Raw genomic sequence first — 20,336 nt, 5'->3', positions numbered from 1 at the left:
GGAAAACCGTACGTACAGTTTGACAAGGGGTCCCAGCCGTGAGGCTGGTCCTACTTTATTTTTTGGAATCAATTTATTATATAAATATGTGGACTTCTTTGATTAAAAAATTAATTAATATGATAAACTAAGAGTAGTTGTTGTTATAAAAATAATTTTTCAAGTGGTTATAATATTTATTCTAATAAGAGGTGAGTAGATGAGAAGTAGAAAGGGAGAATTTGATCAATTTATTGATTGTAGGTATGATGAAGAATTAGATAATTGGTTTTTTCAGCAAGGCGATTTTGATTCTACTTCTAAAAGTAATACAAAACGCTTAGACAATCTTTCTAAAGAATATAAATATGATTTGCCTTGGAATGATGATTATTATCCTTATTAAAGCTTTCAGCAAATGCTGAAAGCTTTTTATTATAATCTAATTTATAGGAGGTAGGAATAGATTTATTTTATTTCTCATACATATTAGATAAATAAGAAGGAGGGGATTATATGTCTAACATTAAAGAACAAAAATTAACTTTATCGGACAGAAAACATTTGGAGTTAGTTGGAGTTACTGAGGTTATTAATTTTAGTGAGAATGAAATTTTATTAGAAAGTAATATGGGGAAGTTAATAATTCAAGGAGAAGATTTGCATATCAAACAGTTAGACTTAGAAAATTCTCAGTTATTAGTCAATGGTTATATTACAGACTTACGTTATGACCAAGAAACTAAGGCAGAAGGTTTTTTTAAGAGGTTATTCAAGTAAGTTTTTAGTGTAGAACTTTAATTTTTATTTTTGCTTTATTAGGAGGTAATAATATGGTCTCCTTGAATTTGCAATTTTTTACTTTTTTAAATATGATTATTATAGGATTGATAATTGGTGTTTTTTTTGATTTTTATCGTGTGTTAAGAGGTAATTTAAATCTAAAAAGGATTATTACAGATATATTTGATTTATTATTTTGTTTATTTACTATGTTAATTATTTTTCTTACTCTTATTTATAGTAATGACGGATTAATAAGGATATATATTTTTTTAGGAGTTATCTTAGGGCAGATAATTTATTACTATTTTTTGAGTAATTTTATTATTCTGTTTTTTTCAAAGGTGTTAGTTCTAATATATTCTTGTTATAATAAGATTAAAGGTATAATTGTATGGAGTTATAAAAAATTAAAAATATTAGTTTTTAGATCTAAAAAATGGATTATAAGCATATTTAAAGGATGATTGCAGGAAAGATAATAAAAATGAAGAAAAAGATAGTATAATTCATATGATAAGATAGGAGAGTTAATCGTGATAAAACAAAAACAGCTTCAAAATAAAAGTAAAGATTCTTCAAAACTAGTTAAGCTTAAACGTTTTATTATTTTTGCTTTAATATTTTGTTTATTGAGTATTATTTATAATTTTTATCAGGGATATCAAGAAAAGAAGATAATGGAATCTAAAATAGCATCTTTGGAAGCAGAAATTAGAGTTTTAGATAAAAGCAAAAAGGATTTGAAAGAACAGATTGAGCATATACATTCTGAAGGATTTATAGAAAGAGTGGCTAGAGAAGAATTAGGGTTAGTCAAAAAGGGAGAAATATTGTATATATTAGTAGAGGAATAATTTTATTTGAATAGATAATATTTATAAATTAAAAGCATTTTTATATTAAATTGATAAGTTTAATTGGAGGTAATAAAGTGAGTTTTAATTTAGAACAACAATTAGCAGAAGAGTTGAACCTAAAAGTTGGACAAGTCAAGAATACAGTTGAGTTATTTGATGATGGCAATACTATCCCTTTTATTGCTAGATATAGAAAAGAGATTACTGGTAGCTTAGATGAAAATCAATTAAGGGATTTAGCAGATAGACTGAGCTATTTAAGAAATTTAGAAGAGAGAAAAGCAGAAGTAATTAATGCCATTAAGAAACAAGGCAAGTTAAATGAAGAATTAAAAATTAAAATTAAACAAGCAAGTAAATTACAAAAGGTAGAAGATTTATATAGACCATATAAGAAAAAAAGGAAGACAAGAGCAAGTAAAGCTAGAGAAAAAGGATTAGAGCCATTAGCAGAGACCTTCTTAAGCCAAGATCCTAATTATAGTTCTATTAAAAAGCTAGCTCAGGAATTTTTAGATGATAAAAAAGAATTAAATAATATTGAAGATGTCTTACAGGGAGTTCGAGATATTATAGCAGAATATGTTGCAGATGATCCATATAGTAGGAAAGCAGCTAGAGAATTAACTTTTGAATATGCTAAGTTAATTTCTGAAGGGAAAACAGAAGATGTAAGTAATTATGAGATATACTATGATTACCAAGAGGCTATCAAAAAAGTACCTCCTTACCGTACTCTGGCTATTAATCGTGGAGAGAAAGAAGATATTTTAAGGGTTAAAGTAGATACTATAGAAGAAGAAATTATTAATAAGCTAAAAGAAAATTTCATTTTAAGAGAGTCTATTTTTAGAGAAGAGATAGAAAAAGCAATTGAAGATGGATATAGTAGGTTGATTGCACCTGCTATTGAAAGAGAGGTAAGAAGCTATTTAACCGATGAGGCTGAGGAACATGCTATTAATGTCTTTGCTAAAAATTTAAGAAATTTATTATTACAGCCACCATTATCTAAAGTTAGAGTTTTAGCTATTGATCCTGGGTTTAGAACTGGTTGTAAAGTGGCTACTTTGGATGAAGTAGGTGCTTTATTAGAATATGGTACAATTTATCCTCATCCCCCGCAAAAGGATTTTGAGTCAGCTAAAGTTAAATTATCTAAGTTGATTCAAAAATATGATATAGATATAATCTCTATTGGGAATGGAACTGCTTGTCGAGAAACAGAAAGCTTAGTAGTGGAATTAATAGAAGAATTAGAGGTTGATTTAAAATATATTATTGTTAATGAAGCTGGTGCTTCAGTGTACTCTGCTTCTAAGTTGGCAGGGAAAGAGTTCCCAGAGTTAGATGTATCAATAAGAGGAGCTATTTCAATTGGTCGAAGATTACAAGATCCTTTAGCTGAATTAGTTAAGATTAATCCTAAGCATATAGGCGTAGGAATGTATCAACATGATGTTACTCAATCTAAATTAGAGACTTCTTTAACAGATGTTGTAGAATCAGTAGTAAATTATGTGGGAGTAGATTTAAATACTGCTTCTAGTGCGTTGTTAGAATATGTTTCAGGAATTAATTCTAATGTGGCTAAGAATATAATAAAATATAGAGAAGAGAATGGTAAGTTCAATACTCGAGAAGAGTTAAAAGAAGTTTATCGTTTAGGACCTAAGACATTTACTCAAGCAGCAGGTTTTTTAAAGATTCGGGAAGGGTGTAACCCATTAGATCAAACTGCTATTCATCCTGAATCATATCATATAGCCAAAGAATTATTAGAGAAAATAGGTGCTAATCTTAATGATCTAATAAATAGAGAATCTTTAGTTGAATTGCAAAACAAGCTTAAAAACTTAGACTTAAGTAAATTAGTTGAGGAAGTAGAGGTTGGTTTGCCAACATTAAAGGATATTAGATCTTCTTTGTTAAAGCCAGATCGTGATCCTAGAGAGGAATTACCAAAGCCTATCTTTAGAACAGATGTTCTAAAGATGGAGGATTTAAAGAGTGGTATGATATTACAAGGTACAATACGTAATGTAGTAGATTTTGGTGCTTTTGTTGATATTGGAGTAAAGCAAGATGGATTAGTTCATATCTCTAAATTAAGTGATAAATTTGTTAAAGATCCTTTAGATGTTGTAGCTATAGGTGATATTGTTAATGTTAAAATTTTAGAGATTGATATGGATAGAGGAAGAATATCCTTGACTATGAACTTTTAAATTGTTTGACACATTATAATTGGTATTATATAATGTAAGAGATTAATAGAATAGCAGAATATATAAAATTTTATGAGGAGGAATTTTTTAGGCATGTCAATCGAGGTTGGAAGTGTTGTAAATGGGGTTGTAACTGGTATCACTAATTTTGGAGCGTTTGTTGAATTAGATGGAGGTGAAACAGGTCTAGTTCATATTTCTGAGGTTGCTGATGCTTATGTTAAAGATGTTAAAAATTACTTAAAAGTCAATGAAGAAGTTAATGTTAAGGTAATATCTGTTGATGATGATGGTAAAATTGGTTTATCTATCAAACAATTATCAGATAAAAATAAAAGAAAAAAATTCACAAAAGCCCCTAGGAAATCTTTTGATGATATGATGTCCGATTTCTTAAAAGAAAGTAGCGAAAAGCAACAAGATTTAAGACGTAGCTTAGAGAAAAGAAGCGGAAACGTAAGATAATTATAGATTTATATAAAATTATGTTAAATTGTAGATTATTTTATAAAGAATATGCATATAATAGAAGGAATTCTATTTAAATTTGCTGATTTATAAATTTTTCTAAAAGCACCCTCAATAATTTGAGGGTGTTTGTTTATATTATATAGTAGATAATAAAAGAGGTGATGATATGAAATGTACTAAAAGAGACTTAGAAATATTAGAGAAGCAATTAGGACGTAAACCTAGAAATGTAGTTGAGATTGCTACAAGGTGTAAAAATGCTAATCCACAGGTTATTGTAACTGCTCCTATTTTGGAGAAGAAAGACAGAGTGGGGATTTTTCCTACTACTTTCTGGTTGACTTGCCCAGAGTTAAACTATAGAATTTCTAAATTAGAAAGTAAAGGTCTAGTTCAAGAGATTCAAGATGAAATATTGTCAGATGAAGAACTATCTAGACAATTAGAAGAAGCTCATAAAAATTATGCTAATTATCGTTTGAATTTAGTTGATAAAGATAGATTAGAAGAGTTAAAAAGTAATAATTATGGTCAATATAAAGTACTAAAAGACTCAGGAGTAGGGGGGATTTTAGAGTTTGACGGGATTAAATGTTTACATACGCATTATGCACATTACTTAGTTGATAAAAGCAATCCAGTTGGAAAAAAGGTGGATGAATTACTTGTAGAAGAGTATGGAACTACAGAGATTGAAGAGTGTTGTGTAGATTGTAGTAGTTCAGAGGAGGATTAGAAATGGTAATAGGTGCTATTGATATAGGTACTAATTCAACTAGATTATTGCTTGCTGAAAAGAATAAGCAAGGGCTAACAGAGTTAGTTAGTGAACTAAGAGCCCCTAGATTAGGAGAAGGTGTGCATAAAAATAAATTTTTACAAGAAGATGCAATGAATAGAACCATAAAAACACTGAAAGAATATCAAAAGATAATAGATAGTTATAATGGTCATACTATTGCAGTTGCTACAAGTGCTGTTAGAGATGCGGTTAATAAAGCTTCATTTTTAGAAAGGGTTAAAAAAGAGGTTGGTATAGATATAGAAGTAATTGAAGGAATTGATGAAGCTAGATTATCTTATTATGGAATAACCTCTTCTTTAGAAAAATTATCAAAAAGATTATTAGCTATCGATATAGGTGGCGGAAGTACAGAACTTATATTTGGCAAGCCTAATAAAATGTCAGAATTTACTAGTATTAACCTAGGTGCGGTGAGATTATCAGAGAATTATGGGGAAGATTTAGAGTCGATGAAGAAAGAGGCTTATAGAATGTTGAGTGGAGTAATAACAGACCAAGAAGTGGAACAACTGATTGGAGTAGGTGGAACAGTTACTACTTTAGTAGCAATTAAAGAATCTTTAGAAGAATATGATTCAGAATTGGTACATGGATTTAAATTATTAAAAGGGGATATTGAGAAGATATTAGATAGATTGCAAAAGCTATCTCTAAAAGAGAGAGAAAAAGTTATAGGATTAAATCCTAAGAGAGCTGATATTATTTTGGGTGGTATAATCATTTTACTAACGGTAATGGAGTTAGTTGACCAGCCATATCTTAAAGTTAGTGATGCTAGTATTTTAGAAGGTTTAGTTTATGATTTTAGTAGATAAGTTATCTAACTTTGATCTGTTTAATAAAATAGTATTCTTGACTTTAGCGGAGAAATAAAGAGTAATAACAATTTAATTTATTCTAATTGATTTATTTGAATCGCTTTTTATTTGACCAAATATGATTAATATAATATAATAAATCTTGTCGTTTGGGGAAAACATCCCAAACTAAGATTGTGCCGAGGTGGCGGAATTGGCAGACGCATCGGACTTAAAATCCGGTGGGCTTTTATGCCCGTGTCGGTTCGAACCCGACCCTCGGTACCACTTTAATAATTAACAATGTAAAATTGATAATTGATGATTAAAGGTCTTGGATTTAAAGATTTTAATTATACATTATCAATTGTTAATTATAAATTAAATAAATGTCGCGGGGTGGAGCAGTTGGTAGCTCGTCGGGCTCATAACCCGAAGGTCGTTGGTTCGAATCCATCCCCCGCAACCAAAAATCAATGGAGAATGGAGAAATGAAAATTGAGGATGAAGTTCTTAAAGATATTTAATTCTCAATTCTACATTATCAATTCTCAATTATATATCCGTGGCGGTGTAGCTCAGCTGGCTAGAGCATACGGTTCATACCCGTAGAGTCGGGGGTTCAAGTCCCTCCGCCGCTACCATTATGAATTTAATAATCAAAACATAGAGTAGATGCTATCTTTTAAGATAGCATCTTTTTGTATTTTACTAGTACATATATCTATAGAAACTTGACATTTGTATAAGATGACTTTTGCTGATTAATGATTTATATATTAGGTTCTAATCACTAGACAATAGCTAACTAATAACTAGAAGTTAACAGCTAAAATATTATTAATTTATGACTAAATATTTAACTTTTCTTTATTATTTATAGTTATTATAATTTTTTGTCTAAATTTTTTGAACGCTCTTCTGTTTTTCTCGACAAAATAACCATCTAAGAAGTTGTATAATAAACTGTGAATTACATTTTATGGAAACGAGGGGTGGTTTTTTTGGAATCTATGGATTTGCCTATTTACCAGAGAAAGAATAATTTAACTTCAAAAGATAATAAAGGTCATTCATTTTCTATTAAATTGAATTCTTTGCCTTATGTTAATTTGGGACTAGCTTTGATTGGTTTTTTATTTGGTAGAGCTATTATTTTAGGAGATTTAAGGCCTTTAGGATTTGTTTATTTTTCAATCTTTCTGTATCAATATGATAAGAAGATAATAGGTTTGTCACGAACTTCTCTAATTACTTTAGGGGTAATATCGGGATATATTAGTCAATTAGGGATATTATCAGCTAAGTATATAATAAGTATAATTATTTTGATTTTGCTTTTAAAGCGTTTAAATGAATGTAAGCCTATTAAATATTCATTAATAACATCTTTAAGTTTTTTTATTTGCCAACTTCCTGAAGTATTTATTAGTTCTTCAACAGCATCCTTTATTACAGCAATTTCTGAAATTTTGTTGATCTTTTTAATATCATTATTATCATTAAGGATATTACCTGATTTTTTAATTTATATAGAGAACAAGAATAAGAGAACAGTAACTAGCTTGACATTAATGGCTATATTAGTAAGTTTATTAATTGCTGATTTACCTATTGAAGTTATAAAAGGAATTAATATAGTTCGCTTATTAGGAGATTATTTTGTTATGGTGGTTGCTTTGACAGCAGGGGTTAGTTTGGCTACCATGTCTGGTGTTTTATTAGGATTTTTATATAGTATTTCTCATTTAGGTTATGACCCTTTAATTGGTATTTATGCGCTGGGAGGTTTTATTGCTGGCAATTTTAAAAAACAGAAGAAGCTAGGTGTAGTAATAGGATTTATTTTAAGTAACTTGATTTATATTATTTTTATTACTAAATCAGATTATATTCCAGGTATAGTTTTTGAGTCTATAATAGCAGGAATTCTATTATTAATAACTCCTAAAAAAGTTTTACCTTCCTTTAATATTTTGTCTGATGATAAGTATAGAGGCTTAAGGTTAGAAGATAGAAAGTTACAATCCTTTATTGCCCAAAGGATAGAGCAGTTTTCTAGTATTTTTGCAGAATTATCTAGCTCTTTTTCTGAAGTAGGAGTTGTTGAGAAGGATGAAGTAAAGAATATAGGAACTTTTTTAGATATACTGACTGATAAGATCTGCTCTAAATGTGATCTATATAATTCGTGTTGGAAGAATTCTTTTCATAAAACTTATAATTCTTTGTTTGATTTGTTATTAATTGCTGAAAATAGGGGTAAAGTAACAGTGGGTGATTTAGATGAGATTATGACAATAAGTTGTACTAAAAAAATTAAGTTAGCTACAGCAATAAATGAATTTATGAAAATGTATGAATTGAATACTTATTGGCAGTCTCGCTTAGAAAATAGTGAAAAGGTATTATTAGATCAGTTAGTTGGGATGTCTAAAGTAATTGATAGATTATCTAAAGAACTTACTGTAGAAATTAGAACAGAAGATGAAGTAGAAAATAAGATATATTGTATTTTAGAGAATAATGGATTTATGGTAAAAGAAGTTTTAGCTACTAATTATAATAATGAAGAATTACAATATACTATTAGAAAGAATAGCTGTAATGGTGATTCTAAATGTATTAAAAAGATGATTCCCCTGCTTAACAATAAATTAGGAGTTAATTTGGAGTTGGTTTGGAATGAGTGTGGATCAGAATTAGATAAGAGAAATTGTATTTGCCAGTTGGCTCCTGGTGCTAAATATAGCTTTGATTATGGAGTGGCAACTTTAAGTTCAGAACAGAATATTTCAGGTGATAATTATTCTTTCTTCAAACAAAAAGATGGTAAATTTATTTCTATCTTAAGTGATGGGATGGGTGTGGGAGCTAAAGCTTCTAGAGAGAGTGGATTTGCTGTTAACTTATTAGAGAAGATGTTACAAGCTGGTTTAGATTATGAACTTTCTTTACATACGGTTAATTCTACATTGGGGCTTCGTTCTCATGAAGATACTTTTGCTACTTTAGATTTATTACATGTTGATCAAGCTACAGGTCAGGCGGAGTTTGTTAAGGTAGGGTCTGCTTCCAGTTTTATAAAAAGAGGTTCTGATATTAGTATGATCAAGTCTACTTCTTTGCCAATTGGAATTTTAAATAATATAGATGTTCAACCTAATTCCTTGCAATTACAAGATAAAGACTTAATTATTATGATGACTGATGGAGTATTAGATACAAATCATAATTTAACAATTAAAGAAGAATGGATATTAAAAGTTCTTAAAAATAATTTGATTAATGATCCTCAATCATTAGCTCAATATATTTTAGATAAAGCTAAGCTGGAGAATAATAATCTAAAAGATGATATGACTGTACTTGTAATTCGAGTAGATAAATGTTAAGATAAAATAAATATTCGTTTTAAGAAGGAAAATACAAAACTTATGTTGAAATTTAAAGATTAGGTTCTAATTTCTTTAATTATGTAACTTTTAGAGGGGGATGAGTTAATTCTAAGTTATTTTTAACTTTACTTAGAATTAATAAAAAATGTGTTTATTAACTAAAGTAGAAGATACTATAAATAAATATAAGCTGTTAAATAATGGAGATAAAGTATTAATAGGGGTATCAGGGGGGCCTGATTCCCTTGCTTTATTACATGTATTAAAAAGTTTGAAGGATAAATATGATTTATCTTTACATATTGCTCATTTAGATCATATGATTAGAGGTAAAGAGTCTGCAGAAGATGCTAGGTTTGTAGAAAAAATAGCACGAGAATGGGAAATTCCCATTACTACCAAAGCCTATGATGTAAAATCATATCAACAAGAAGAGGGTTTATCTCCTGAAGATGCAGCTAGGCAAGTTAGGTATGAGTTTTTTTTTGAATTAACTGAAAAGTTTAATATTAATAAAATAGCTGTCGGACATCATGCTAATGACCAAGCTGAAACCGTAGTTATGAAATTTTTGCGTGGTGCTGGCCTAAAAGGATTGGGTGGAATTTATCCTAGGCAAGGAAAGATTATTAGGCCTTTTATAGATCTGACTAGAGAAGAAGTAGAAAATTATTGTTTTTCCCATCAATTAAACCCAAGAATTGATAAGAGTAACTTTGAAGATATCTACCTTAGAAATAAAGTTAGGTTAGATTTGATTCCGAGCTTAGAAAAGGATTATAATAATAATTTAATAGCTACATTAAATAGAACTGCAGATTTATTAAGAGAAGAAGAGAAGTTTTTAACTAGATATACAACTAAGAAGTTAGAAGAGATTACTTTATCTAAAGTAGATGATAAATTAATTTTAGATAAAGAAGAATTACTAGATTTAGATTTGGCAATACAAAGAAGAATTATAAGAGAGAGTTATAACTTTTTGCAAAAAGATTATAAAGATCTTTATTATAATCATGTGGAGTTAGTTTTAGAATTGATTAAAAACTCTGAAACAGGTAGTCAACTTGATTTGCCACAAGATATTAGTGTAAGATTAAATTATAATGAGATTATTTTTGCAGTTAGAGCTGATGATGATATTGATTATTTTAATTATAAATTAAGCATAGGAGTTAAGAAATTACATAAATTAGGTTTACAGATTAATTCTAAAGTTTGTGATAAAAATTATTCCTGGCAAGAAACCCTTAGTAATCCATCAATTGCTTGTTTTGATCTTGATAAGATAGGAGAAGAATTTTATTTAAGACAACGTAAAGATGGTGATCGTTTTTATCCTTTAGGTATGAAAGGAAGTAAAAAATTAAAGGATTTTTTAATTGATAATAAGATTTCACTTGATAAAAGAGATCAAATTCCTATCTTTACAACTTTAGAAGGTGATATATTTTGGGTAGGGGGATTAAGGGTAGATAATAGATTTAAAATAACAAACGAAACAGAAAAAATTCTAATGATTGAGACTCAAATATTAAAGGAGGAGTTATAGTGCTAGAAGGAATGATTAAAGAAGTACTAATTGATGAGAAGCAATTGAAAGATAGAATTAAAGAAATGGGGAAAACAATTACTAATCATTATAATGAAGACGATGAGATTGTGATGGTTTGTATATTAAGAGGTGGATTTATTTTTATGGCTGATTTGGTACGCCAAGTTGAATTGCCTGTTTCTTGTGATTTTATGGATGTTACAAGTTATGAAGGAGGAACTACTAGTACTGGAAATGTTCGAATTATTAAAGATTTAGAGGAGAGTATTGAAGATAAACATGTTTTAATAGTAGAAGATATTATAGATACTGGATTGACTTTAAAGCATGTGATTAATATGTTAAAAACTAGAAAGCCTAAGAGTATTAAAGTCTGTACTTTATTAGATAAACCTGAACGTAGGACAGAAAAAGAAGTAGAGGCAGATTGGAATGGATTTGAAATTCCAAATGAATTTGTAATAGGATATGGATTAGATTATGATGAAAAATATAGAAATATACCATATATTTTCATTCCTGAACCAGAACTTTATGAGGGGTAGTAATCAATTTGCTATAAATTATACAGTATGATATAATTGTTAATTGTGAAAGTATATGAAATTGTAGTTTTCTATTTTGGGAAGGAGGATTAATAGTTGAAGAAATTTTCAAAAAGTATAGGTTTTTATTTGATAATTATAGCAATAGGTGTTTTAATAGCCCAATATATTATAGCGCCAAATCAACCAAATGAAGAACTTAGTTATAGTGAATTTATAAATAAGGTAAAAGCTGGTGAAATAAAAGAAGTTACAACTATTGGAGAAAATAAAATTCAAGGCAAGTCATCAAGTGGAAAATCTTTCAATATATATATTCCTGGTACTATGGACAAAGTTGAAAAGATTTTAGACGAAAATGATGTGGATATTCAGACAAGGCCTGAACCTGAACCACCTTGGTGGACAGGGCTATTTGCTTATTTACTACCTACAGTTATCTTAATTGCTGCTTGGATCTTTATTATGAATAAGATGCAAGGTGGCGGAAATAAGATGATGTCTTTTGGTAAAAGCAAGGCGAGACTTCATGATGATGAAAAGAAGAGGGTTACTTTTGATGATGTAGCCAATTATGAAGAGGTTAAAGAAGAGTTAGTTGAAGTTGTTGAATTTTTGAAAAATCCTGATAAATTTAATAGATTAGGTGCAAAGATACCTAAAGGTGTATTGTTAGTGGGTCCTCCAGGAACAGGTAAGACTTTAATGGCTAGAGCTGTTGCTGGAGAAGCTGGTGTACCTTTCTTTATTATCAGTGGTTCTGATTTTGTAGAAATGTTTGTGGGTGTAGGTGCTTCTCGTGTTAGAGATCTATTTGAACAAGGGAAGAAGAACTCACCATGTATTATTTTTATTGATGAGTTAGATGCTGTTGGTCGTCAACGTGGTGCTGGTGTAGGTGGAGGTCATGATGAACGTGAACAAACCCTAAACCAATTGCTTGTTGAAATGGATGGTTTTGAGCCAAATGAAGGAATTATTTTAATGGCTGCAACTAATAGACCGGATGTATTAGACCCAGCATTATTAAGACCAGGCCGTTTTGACCGTCAAGTAACTGTTGATCGTCCTGATTATAAAGGTAGAAAAGGTGTTTTAGAAATCCATGTTAAAAATAAACCTATAGCTGATGATGTTGATTTAGGGGTATTAGCCCGTAGAACTCCTGGATTTACTGGAGCTGACATGGAAAACTTAGCTAATGAAGCGGCTATTTTGGCTGCACGAAGAAATAAAGATAAAATTAGTATGTTAGAATTTGATGATGCAATTGATCGTGTTATTGCAGGTCCACAAAAGAAGAGTAGAATAATTAGTGAAAAGGAGAAAGATATTGTTTCTTATCATGAAACAGGGCATGCATTATTAGGAGAACTATTAGAAAATGCTGATCCTACCCATAAAGTAACTATTATTCCTCGTGGTAGAGCTGGTGGATTTACTATTAATCTTCCAACAGAAGATAAAAGCTTTATAACTAAGGCTGAACTATTGGATAAAGTTACTATGTTATTGGGTGGTAGAGTAGCTGAAGAGGTCTTCTTGGATGATATTAGTACTGGAGCTCAAAATGATTTAGAGCGTTCTACTAAGATAATCAGAAATATGATTACTGACTATGGTATGAGTGAGAAGCTTGGTCCATTAACCTTGGGTCAAAAGCATAATGAACAGGTATTTTTAGGTAGAGATATATCGCGTAGTCGTAATTATAGTGAAGATGTAGCTGCATCAATTGATCAAGAAGCTAAAAATATGGTAGAAAGATGCTATCAAAGTGCTAGAGATATCTTATCAGAGAATAGTGATATGGTTGAAGATATGGTTTCTGAATTAAAAGAGAAGGAAACCTTAAATAGAAAAGAGATTAAAGCTATTATTAGTAAATATAAACCGGATTTCTATGATGATCTTGAAGAAGATTACTGGGATTTAGAAGATAAAGATAATAGTGAAGAGTAAATTGAAACCGCTAGTATTTATACTAGCGGTTTTTGATTTAAGAAATTATAAATTATGAGCCACAGTGCTTTAGCATGTGGCGCAAAAGTTAATATAGATAGTGTCGTTTAATGGGGATAAAGAGACATTTTTAGGTGATAGAAGTTAGGTCATAGGGGATAGTAAGGTCTTCCTACCTCCCATTTCCTAACTCCTAACTCCGAAACTGTCGCATTATCATGCTACTATATCACTTTATATATTAGTACAAGGTGTTAAAATTATAATTTTAGAGTTTGATAGATAAGCTAGTTTAAGCAAAATAATAAAACTTATAATAAGAATTACTTAAACTTAATTCTTTCGAATTATCCTTGACTAATAAAAAAGATCTATGCTATAATCAAAGCAAAAGAGGTCATAAGACTGGCGGATAATTATGGGTTTAACCATAAGGGATTATGATATATATATAATGAATTAGCCGACCGCCTGGGCAGATAGTGTAAATCCACTATTTGTTCAGGCGGTCTTTTATTATTTAGTGAATATTCAGTTTTAACTTAGCTATTGAAATTAATTTTAAAGGATAACTTTAGAAGAATAAAGAAATATTAAAGATAATAACAATCTACAAGGGGGAAGATAAAATGGCTTACAAATCAGATATTGAGATTGCACAAGAGGCAAAGATGTTACATATTAAGGAAATAGCTGCAAAGTTAGGATTAACTGAGGAAGATATTGAACTATATGGTGACTATAAAGCGAAGATTAAGTTAGAAACTTATCAGAGATTGATGGAAAAAGAAGAATTTGCTAAGTTAATCTTGACCACAGCAATTAATCCAACTCCAGCAGGAGAAGGAAAATCAACTACTACTGTAGGGTTAGGTCAAGCTTTAAATAAGATAGGTAAGAATACAGCTATTGCATTACGTGAGCCTTCTTTAGGACCGTGTATGGGAATTAAAGGTGGAGCTGCGGGTGGAGGATATTCTCAAGTAGTACCGATGGAAGATATTAATTTACATTTTACTGGTGATATTCATGCAATAGGAATAGCTCATAATTTATTATCAGCAACCATCGATAATCATATTAAACAAGGAAATGATTTGAATATAGATCCAACTAAAGTTACTTTCAAACGTGTAGTAGATATGAATGATCGAGCTTTAAGAGAAATTGTAGTAGGACTTGGTGGAACTGCTAATGGTCAACCTAGACAAGATGGATATATGATTACTGTAGCTTCTGAGGTTATGGCTATCTTATGTTTAGCAGAAGGAATATTAGATTTAAAAGAAAGATTAGGTGAGATAGTTGTAGCTTATAGTTATGATGGTGAGAAAGTAAGGGCTAGAGATTTAAAGGTAGCTGGAGCGATGGCTGCATTATTAAAAGATGCTATTAAGCCAAATTTAGTTCAGACTTTAGAGAATACACCTGCTTTTATTCATGGTGGACCTTTTGCTAATATTGCTCATGGATGTAATAGTATTATGGCAACTAAATTAGCACTTAAAACTTCTGATTATGTAGTAACAGAAGCTGGTTTTGGGGCAGATTTAGGAGCTGAGAAGTTCTTTAATATTAAGTGCCGCTTTGCAGAATTAGCTCCAGATGCTGTTGTATTAGTTGCAACTGCACGTGCTTTGAAATTACATGGAGGAGTAAATAAAAATAACTTAGATAAGGAAGATTTAGGTGCATTAGCAGCAGGCCTTGAAAATTTAGAGAAGCATATTGAGAATGTAAAGAAATTTGGTGTACCAATGGTAGTAGCTATTAATGAGTTCCCAACAGATACAAAAGCTGAATTAGAGTTGATTGGCAAGCGGTGTGAAGAGTTAGGTGTAGAAGTTGCTCTATCTCAAGTTTGGGCTAAAGGTGGAGATGGTGGGATTGATTTAGCTGAGAAAGTATTAGATGCTATAGAAAAGCCATCAGAATTTAAAGTGTTATATGATGTAGAAACTTCTATTGAAGATAAAATTACTAAGATTGCTACTGAAGTTTATGGAGCAGATAAGGTTAATTTTACTTCACAAGCTAAAAAAGATATTGTTAAATTAGTTAAAGATGGATTTGATAAGATGCCAATTTGTATGGCTAAAACACCAGCATCTTTATCAGATGATCCAAGCTTAAAAGGAAGACCTAGAGGGTTTGAAGTAACTGTTAGGAAAATTAATGTATCAGCAGGGGCAGGTTTTTTAGTAGCATTAACTGGAGCTGTAATGACAATGCCTGGATTACCTAAAAGACCTTCTGCTGAAAATATAGATATTGATGAAGCAGGAAAGATTACAGGGTTATTTTAGGAGCTAGGTAATAGGAAAACCTAGTACCTAGAGCCTAATACCTAACAACAATGGCAGAGTAGAAAGTAATGCGTTAAGTGCTTAAGGATGGGACGTTGTCTTAAGACGAAAGGTGAAATCTGCGGTATTACTTTCGCGTTCGCTGTACACTAAAGAGAAGATCTTCTTTTCTTAAGTGTGGTAAGCTGCCAGTTACTTAAGGGAGGATATAAGATGAAATTTAGTGTGAAAAGAATTGTTTATTTAGCTTTGTTAGTATCTTTAGGAGTTATGTTAAAATTCTTTAAAATTACTATTCCTTATTTAGGTTTAAGTTTTACTGGGTTTCCAATGATTTTAGCAGGTGTTTTATTTGGACCAATTTCAGGAGGGATTGTAGGTGGGATAACAGATATTTTAGGATTTATTCTTAGACCTACTGGAACTTTTATGCCTTATTTTACTTTAACAGCTATTTTAACTGGATTAATACCTGGGTTTATTGTTATGTTATTGAAGAATAATCCTTTAAAGTTTAGGCATTATTTATTAGCGGTTGGAATAGGGCAATTGATTACATCGGTAATTTTGATACCTTATTTTATTAATATTTTATTTAGAATTCCTTTTAGAGTTAAGTTTTATCCAGCATTAGTTACTCAACTTCAACATGTACCTTTATATGCTTTTGTAATTAAAGTTTTAGTTAATAGAATATCTAGTTTAGATATTGATTTAGAACTTAAGATTAATTCAGTTGAAGATATTAGTAATTAATTTCTTTTGTGGTTGAAATTATTAAAACTAATTAGTATAATAATAAAGAGTTTGACTATTTTAGAATTAAAAATAATTGAATATTTCGCTTGGATCCTAGAGGACCGAGACGGTATTGAGATTAATAGATTGGGATAACTGTATCTATTATATATATTTATGTCTAATTATGATTACATAAGCCTTCTTGTCCTTTTAGGATAGGAAGGTTTTTTGTTTTCTTGACTAAAAATTAATCACTACTATGAGGTGATATAAGTGACAAATAAAGTAACGATTAAAATGTTGCAACAAAAGAAAGACTTAAAAGAAAAGATTACAATGTTAACGGCCTATGATTATCAAACTGCTAAGCTAATTGATCAAACAGGTATTGATATTATTTTGGTTGGTGACTCTTTAGGGATGGTTGTCTTAGGATATGAAGATACTCTAGGGGTTACTATTGAAGATATGATTCATCATAGTAAAGCTGTTACTAGAGGAATTAAAAGAGCAATGGTTGTGACAGATTTACCTTTTATGGCTTATAAAATTGCTAATATAAGTCAGACTGTTCAGAATGCTGGACGAATTATTAAAGAAAGTGGAGTAACAGCTGTAAAGATGGAAGGTGGTCAAGAGATAGTAGAAGAGGTTAAAGCTACTATAAATGCTGGAATTCCAGTAATGGGTCATTTGGGGCTAACTCCTCAGTCGGTTAATCAATTTGGTGGATTTAAGGTACAGTGTAAAGAAGAATCAGCAGCTAAAAAGTTAGTCGAAGATGCTTTTGCTTTAGAAGAAGCTGGTGTTTTTGCTCTAGTCTTAGAATGCATACCTGCAAAATTAGCCAAAGAAGTTACTGAAAAAATATCCATTCCTACTATTGGTATTGGTGCTGGTAAGGATTGTGATGGTCAGGTATTAGTTACTCAAGATATGTTAGGAATATTATCAGACTTTACTCCTAGATTTGTTAGAAGATATGCTGATTTAGATAATCAGATCAAGCAAGCTTTAAAAAAGTATAAAGAGGAAGTTCAAAATGGAAACTTTCCTAGCTTAGATGAAAGTTTTATTTAATGAATATTTAGGAATTTATACTAAAATTTGAAATGTGGTGCTATAGAATTACTACATTTTTAGCTGCTGGCTATTGGCTACTAGTCGCTGGCTTAGAGCTTATAAAAATAATACTAATAGCTAGAGGCTAACAGCTATAAGCTAGTGGCCAAAATGTCGCTCTATAACTATAAAGTTTCATTTAACTAGATATCTATAATGAGATTATTCATGATAGAGTTTTATTTTCATAAGTACAGAAGTGGAGTGGAAGGAGAAGAGTAGATGAAAATTTTGAAGAAGATCTCAGAGGTTAGAGAGTATGTCAAAGCGAGAAGAAAAGAAGGTAAAAGTATTGCTTTGGTACCTACTATGGGTTACTTACACCAAGGTCATCTAACTTTGATGAAAAAGGCTAAAGAGGATAATGATATAGTGATTGCTAGTATATTTGTTAACCCAACTCAATTTGGGCCAACAGAAGATTATGAAGATTATCCTAGAGATTTAGAGCGAGATGTTAACTTAGCTAAAGAAATAGGAGTAGATATTATTTTTGCACCAGAGGTTGAAGAGATTTATTTAAAGGATGAGCTTACTACAGTTACGGTAGATTCTTTGAATGAAAGGCTTTGTGGGGGTTCGCGTTCTGGTCATTTTGATGGTGTTTGTACTATAGTTAGTAAATTATTTAATATAGTAAACCCTGACCGATCATATTTTGGACAGAAGGATGCTCAACAGGTTTTGATAATTAAAAAGATGGTAGATGATTTAAACTTTGATATTAAAATAGTAACAGTTCCTATCGTAAGAGAAGAAGACGGGTTGGCAATGAGTTCTCGTAATAAATATTTAAATAAGGAAGAAAGAAAAGCTGCTTTGGTATTATACAGTTCTTTAAAATTAGCAAAGAAATTAATTGTTTCTGGAGAAAGGAACGCTAATTTTATTAAAGAAGAAATAATAAGTTTAATTAATCAGGAAGAGTTAGCTGAAATTGATTATGTTAAAATAGTAAAGCAAAGCAATATAGAAGAGATTAATGAGATTGAAGGTGAAATTTTGATTGCTTTAGCTGTATATATAGGACAGACAAGATTGATTGATAATTTGATGTTAGATGTTGAAAAATAAATAGGAGTAGAGTTATGTGAATTTAAATTAAAACTTAAGATTGATAAAACGACAGTTTTGGAGTTAGGCGTTAGGAGCTAGGACATAGAAAGATCTTACTAACTCCTATGACCTATCACCTAGCACCTAAAAGTGTCGCTTTATATTCTATATCACGTCACATTTGAATTTTAATCAGTTCACACTTATAATTTAGTGACCTTAAATTAATAATCTTATGGAGGTATAGACTATGATGAGGATGATGTATAAATCTAAGATTCATCGAGCCAGGGTAACAGAGGCTAACTTAAATTATGTTGGTAGTATTACTATTGATGAAGAATTAATGGAGGCAGCTAATATATTGCCTAATGAAAAGGTGCAAGTTGTTAACAATAATAATGGAGAAAGATTAGAAACATATGTTATTCCTGGCGAGAGAGGTTCTGGTGTAATTTGTTTAAATGGTGCAGCTGCTAGAAAGGCTGAACTTGGAGATGTATTAATTATAATTTCTTATGTTTTAATTGATGATAAAGAAGCTAAAGAAATAAAGCCTAAAATCGTATTTGTTGATGAAAATAACAAGATAAAATAAAGAATAAAATTTTATGGAGGGATAAAATTGAAAATAACAGTAAGGCAGTTAACTATTATAGGTATATTAGGAGCAATCTCTTTATTATTAGGTTCGACACCATTAGGATTTATTCCGGTTCCAACTCCAGCAGGTTCTGCTACTATTATGCATATACCAGTTATTATTGGGGCTATTATGGAAGGTCCTGTTGTTGGGGGGTTTGTAGGATTGATTTTTGGATTGTTTAGCTTTTTAAGGGGTGGAGCTGTATTATTTTCAGATCCAGTAATAGCTATTCTGCCAAGAATATTAATTGGGATTTTTTCTGCTTATAGCTATAAAATGGTTAAAAACAGAATAGGTGGAGCGGGTATTGCTGCTATAATTGGTACCTTGACCAATACTGTAGGAGTATTATCTTTAGCTGTAGTAAAAAATTATTTACCGAATTGGGAAACTGCTTTGACGATTGCAATCACCCATGGATTAGCAGAAGTAGTTTTAGCTGTATTAATTACAGTAGCAATAGCTAAAGGTTTAGATAGAGCTAGATTGGATTAATATTTGATTGAATTATAAATTATTATCTTTCTTTTTTATATTGATTTAATTAATATAAAGAATATTTTTATGGTATTCTAATATAAAGGAGGGAAGATTATATTATGACTAACTTTCATACTAGACAAAATAATAATTATGGTAAAGAGATTGATTTTAAAGAGTTAACAAATATATTGAATAATTTATTACCAGAGAAAGGTTATGGTATTTTACTAGATTGTATAATTCCACAAATTCGTAATATGAGTTATCCTCATGGTATTTCTAAACCAATACCTTTTTTAAGGGCTGTAAATTTAGAAGAGAGTTTTATGATGTTAATGGTGGAGTATAAGCTATATGTTCCAGGTTCTGAGAATGATGAAGAATTGGCATTAGAAATAACAAAACCAGATTTTCATATCTTCAAAAAAGAAAATGAGATTAATTTCGTGTATAGAGATGATAAAGTGATTACTTTGAAATTACATAATTCTTTTGACTTTGCTTATGAGTTAGATGATGATGGTTTGATTCCAACATTGTCATTTGTTGAATGGGTCAGTAGTCCCTTTATTTAGTTAGTGATAGTTATATTATGAGTG

The 20,336-nt window shown here is 30.4% G+C and carries 19 protein-coding genes, 3 tRNA genes and 2 riboswitches; all 22 genes read left to right on the top strand.

Annotated elements, in window-relative coordinates; all coding sequences use genetic code 11:
* The first annotated feature begins 199 nt into the window (after positions 1 to 199).
* The 22 genes from OREMA_RS0105375 to OREMA_RS0105270 all read left to right on the top strand — a co-directional run bounded on the left by OREMA_RS0105375 (position 200) and on the right by OREMA_RS0105270 (position 20,312).
* The gene (locus tag OREMA_RS0105375) at positions 200 to 385 is read left to right on the top strand and encodes a hypothetical protein (RefSeq protein WP_018248257.1); all 186 of its coding nucleotides are present in this window, start codon (positions 200 to 202) and stop codon (positions 383 to 385) included.
* A 110-nt stretch (positions 386 to 495) separates the two neighbouring features.
* Positions 496 to 759 carry a sporulation protein YabP gene (yabP, locus tag OREMA_RS0105370; RefSeq protein WP_018248256.1) on the top strand — a complete coding sequence of 88 codons (264 nt, stop codon included), beginning with the start codon at positions 496 to 498 and terminating at the stop codon, positions 757 to 759.
* Between the two features lie 53 nt (positions 760 to 812).
* A complete protein-coding gene (yabQ, locus tag OREMA_RS0105365) occupies positions 813 to 1,229 on the top strand; it encodes a spore cortex biosynthesis protein YabQ (RefSeq protein WP_018248255.1) in 417 nt (138 codons plus the stop codon).
* Positions 1,230 to 1,298: 69 nt separating this feature from the next.
* A complete protein-coding gene (locus OREMA_RS17195; protein ID WP_018248254.1) occupies positions 1,299 to 1,619 on the top strand; it encodes an FtsB family cell division protein in 321 nt (106 codons plus the stop codon).
* Between the two features lie 77 nt (positions 1,620 to 1,696).
* The gene (locus tag OREMA_RS0105355) at positions 1,697 to 3,850 is read left to right on the top strand and encodes a Tex family protein (RefSeq protein ID WP_018248253.1); all 2,154 of its coding nucleotides are present in this window, start codon (positions 1,697 to 1,699) and stop codon (positions 3,848 to 3,850) included.
* 93 nt (positions 3,851 to 3,943) lie between these two features.
* Complete coding sequence (locus tag OREMA_RS0105350; protein ID WP_018248252.1) at positions 3,944 to 4,315, top strand: S1 RNA-binding domain-containing protein; 372 nt, start codon at positions 3,944 to 3,946, stop codon at positions 4,313 to 4,315.
* Between the two features lie 172 nt (positions 4,316 to 4,487).
* Complete coding sequence (locus OREMA_RS0105345) at positions 4,488 to 5,057, top strand: DUF501 domain-containing protein (protein ID WP_018248251.1); 570 nt, start codon at positions 4,488 to 4,490, stop codon at positions 5,055 to 5,057.
* 2 nt (positions 5,058 to 5,059) lie between these two features.
* Entirely contained in the window at positions 5,060 to 5,941 is an 882-nt protein-coding gene (locus OREMA_RS0105340) for a Ppx/GppA phosphatase family protein (protein WP_018248250.1), read from the top strand.
* Between the two features lie 181 nt (positions 5,942 to 6,122).
* Positions 6,123 to 6,211: transfer RNA gene (locus OREMA_RS0105335), tRNA-Leu, on the top strand.
* A gap of 105 nt (positions 6,212 to 6,316) precedes the next feature.
* Positions 6,317 to 6,392 (top strand) — tRNA-Met (locus OREMA_RS0105330).
* 98 nt (positions 6,393 to 6,490) lie between these two features.
* Positions 6,491 to 6,567, top strand: a tRNA-Met gene (locus OREMA_RS0105325).
* 369 nt (positions 6,568 to 6,936) lie between these two features.
* Positions 6,937 to 9,318 (top strand): stage II sporulation protein E, encoded by a 2,382-nt coding sequence (gene spoIIE, locus OREMA_RS0105320; protein ID WP_244871488.1) that lies wholly within the window; start codon positions 6,937 to 6,939, stop codon positions 9,316 to 9,318.
* A 148-nt stretch (positions 9,319 to 9,466) separates the two neighbouring features.
* A complete protein-coding gene (gene tilS, locus OREMA_RS0105315) occupies positions 9,467 to 10,873 on the top strand; it encodes a tRNA lysidine(34) synthetase TilS (protein WP_018248248.1) in 1,407 nt (468 codons plus the stop codon).
* Positions 10,873 to 11,421, top strand: a complete 549-nt coding sequence (hpt, locus tag OREMA_RS0105310; RefSeq protein WP_018248247.1) for a hypoxanthine phosphoribosyltransferase — start codon at positions 10,873 to 10,875, stop codon at positions 11,419 to 11,421. The genes tilS and hpt overlap by 1 nt, the downstream gene beginning before the upstream one ends.
* 96 nt (positions 11,422 to 11,517) lie before the next feature.
* The gene (ftsH, locus tag OREMA_RS0105305; protein WP_018248246.1) at positions 11,518 to 13,383 is read left to right on the top strand and encodes an ATP-dependent zinc metalloprotease FtsH; all 1,866 of its coding nucleotides are present in this window, start codon (positions 11,518 to 11,520) and stop codon (positions 13,381 to 13,383) included.
* A gap of 391 nt (positions 13,384 to 13,774) precedes the next feature.
* A riboswitch (ZMP/ZTP riboswitch) is annotated at positions 13,775 to 13,867 on the top strand.
* Positions 13,868 to 14,012: 145 nt separating this feature from the next.
* Positions 14,013 to 15,689, top strand: a complete 1,677-nt coding sequence (locus OREMA_RS0105300) for a formate--tetrahydrofolate ligase (protein ID WP_018248245.1) — start codon at positions 14,013 to 14,015, stop codon at positions 15,687 to 15,689.
* A 52-nt stretch (positions 15,690 to 15,741) separates the two neighbouring features.
* Positions 15,742 to 15,836: riboswitch (THF riboswitch) on the top strand.
* 66 nt (positions 15,837 to 15,902) lie between these two features.
* Positions 15,903 to 16,445 carry a folate family ECF transporter S component gene (locus OREMA_RS0105295; RefSeq protein WP_018248244.1) on the top strand — a complete coding sequence of 181 codons (543 nt, stop codon included), beginning with the start codon at positions 15,903 to 15,905 and terminating at the stop codon, positions 16,443 to 16,445.
* 258 nt (positions 16,446 to 16,703) lie between these two features.
* Entirely contained in the window at positions 16,704 to 17,510 is an 807-nt protein-coding gene (panB, locus tag OREMA_RS0105290) for a 3-methyl-2-oxobutanoate hydroxymethyltransferase (RefSeq protein WP_018248243.1), read from the top strand.
* A gap of 264 nt (positions 17,511 to 17,774) precedes the next feature.
* Positions 17,775 to 18,626: a pantoate--beta-alanine ligase gene (gene panC, locus OREMA_RS0105285; RefSeq protein ID WP_018248242.1), complete on the top strand. Its 852-nt coding sequence runs from the start codon at positions 17,775 to 17,777 to the stop codon at positions 18,624 to 18,626.
* Positions 18,627 to 18,858: 232 nt separating this feature from the next.
* A complete protein-coding gene (gene panD, locus OREMA_RS0105280) occupies positions 18,859 to 19,206 on the top strand; it encodes an aspartate 1-decarboxylase (RefSeq protein ID WP_018248241.1) in 348 nt (115 codons plus the stop codon).
* Positions 19,207 to 19,233: 27 nt separating this feature from the next.
* On the top strand, positions 19,234 to 19,749 hold the full coding sequence (locus OREMA_RS0105275) for an ECF transporter S component (RefSeq protein ID WP_018248240.1): 516 nt from the start codon (positions 19,234 to 19,236) through the stop codon (positions 19,747 to 19,749).
* 104 nt (positions 19,750 to 19,853) lie between these two features.
* The gene (locus OREMA_RS0105270) at positions 19,854 to 20,312 is read left to right on the top strand and encodes a hypothetical protein (protein ID WP_018248239.1); all 459 of its coding nucleotides are present in this window, start codon (positions 19,854 to 19,856) and stop codon (positions 20,310 to 20,312) included.
* The last annotated feature ends 24 nt before the right edge of the window (positions 20,313 to 20,336 follow it).

The organism is Orenia marismortui DSM 5156, from assembly GCF_000379025.1.
Taxonomy (GTDB): domain Bacteria; phylum Bacillota; class Halanaerobiia; order Halobacteroidales; family Halobacteroidaceae; genus Orenia; species Orenia marismortui.
Note: the sequence above shows the minus strand (reverse complement) of the source record. Positions and strands in the feature narration are given on the sequence as shown.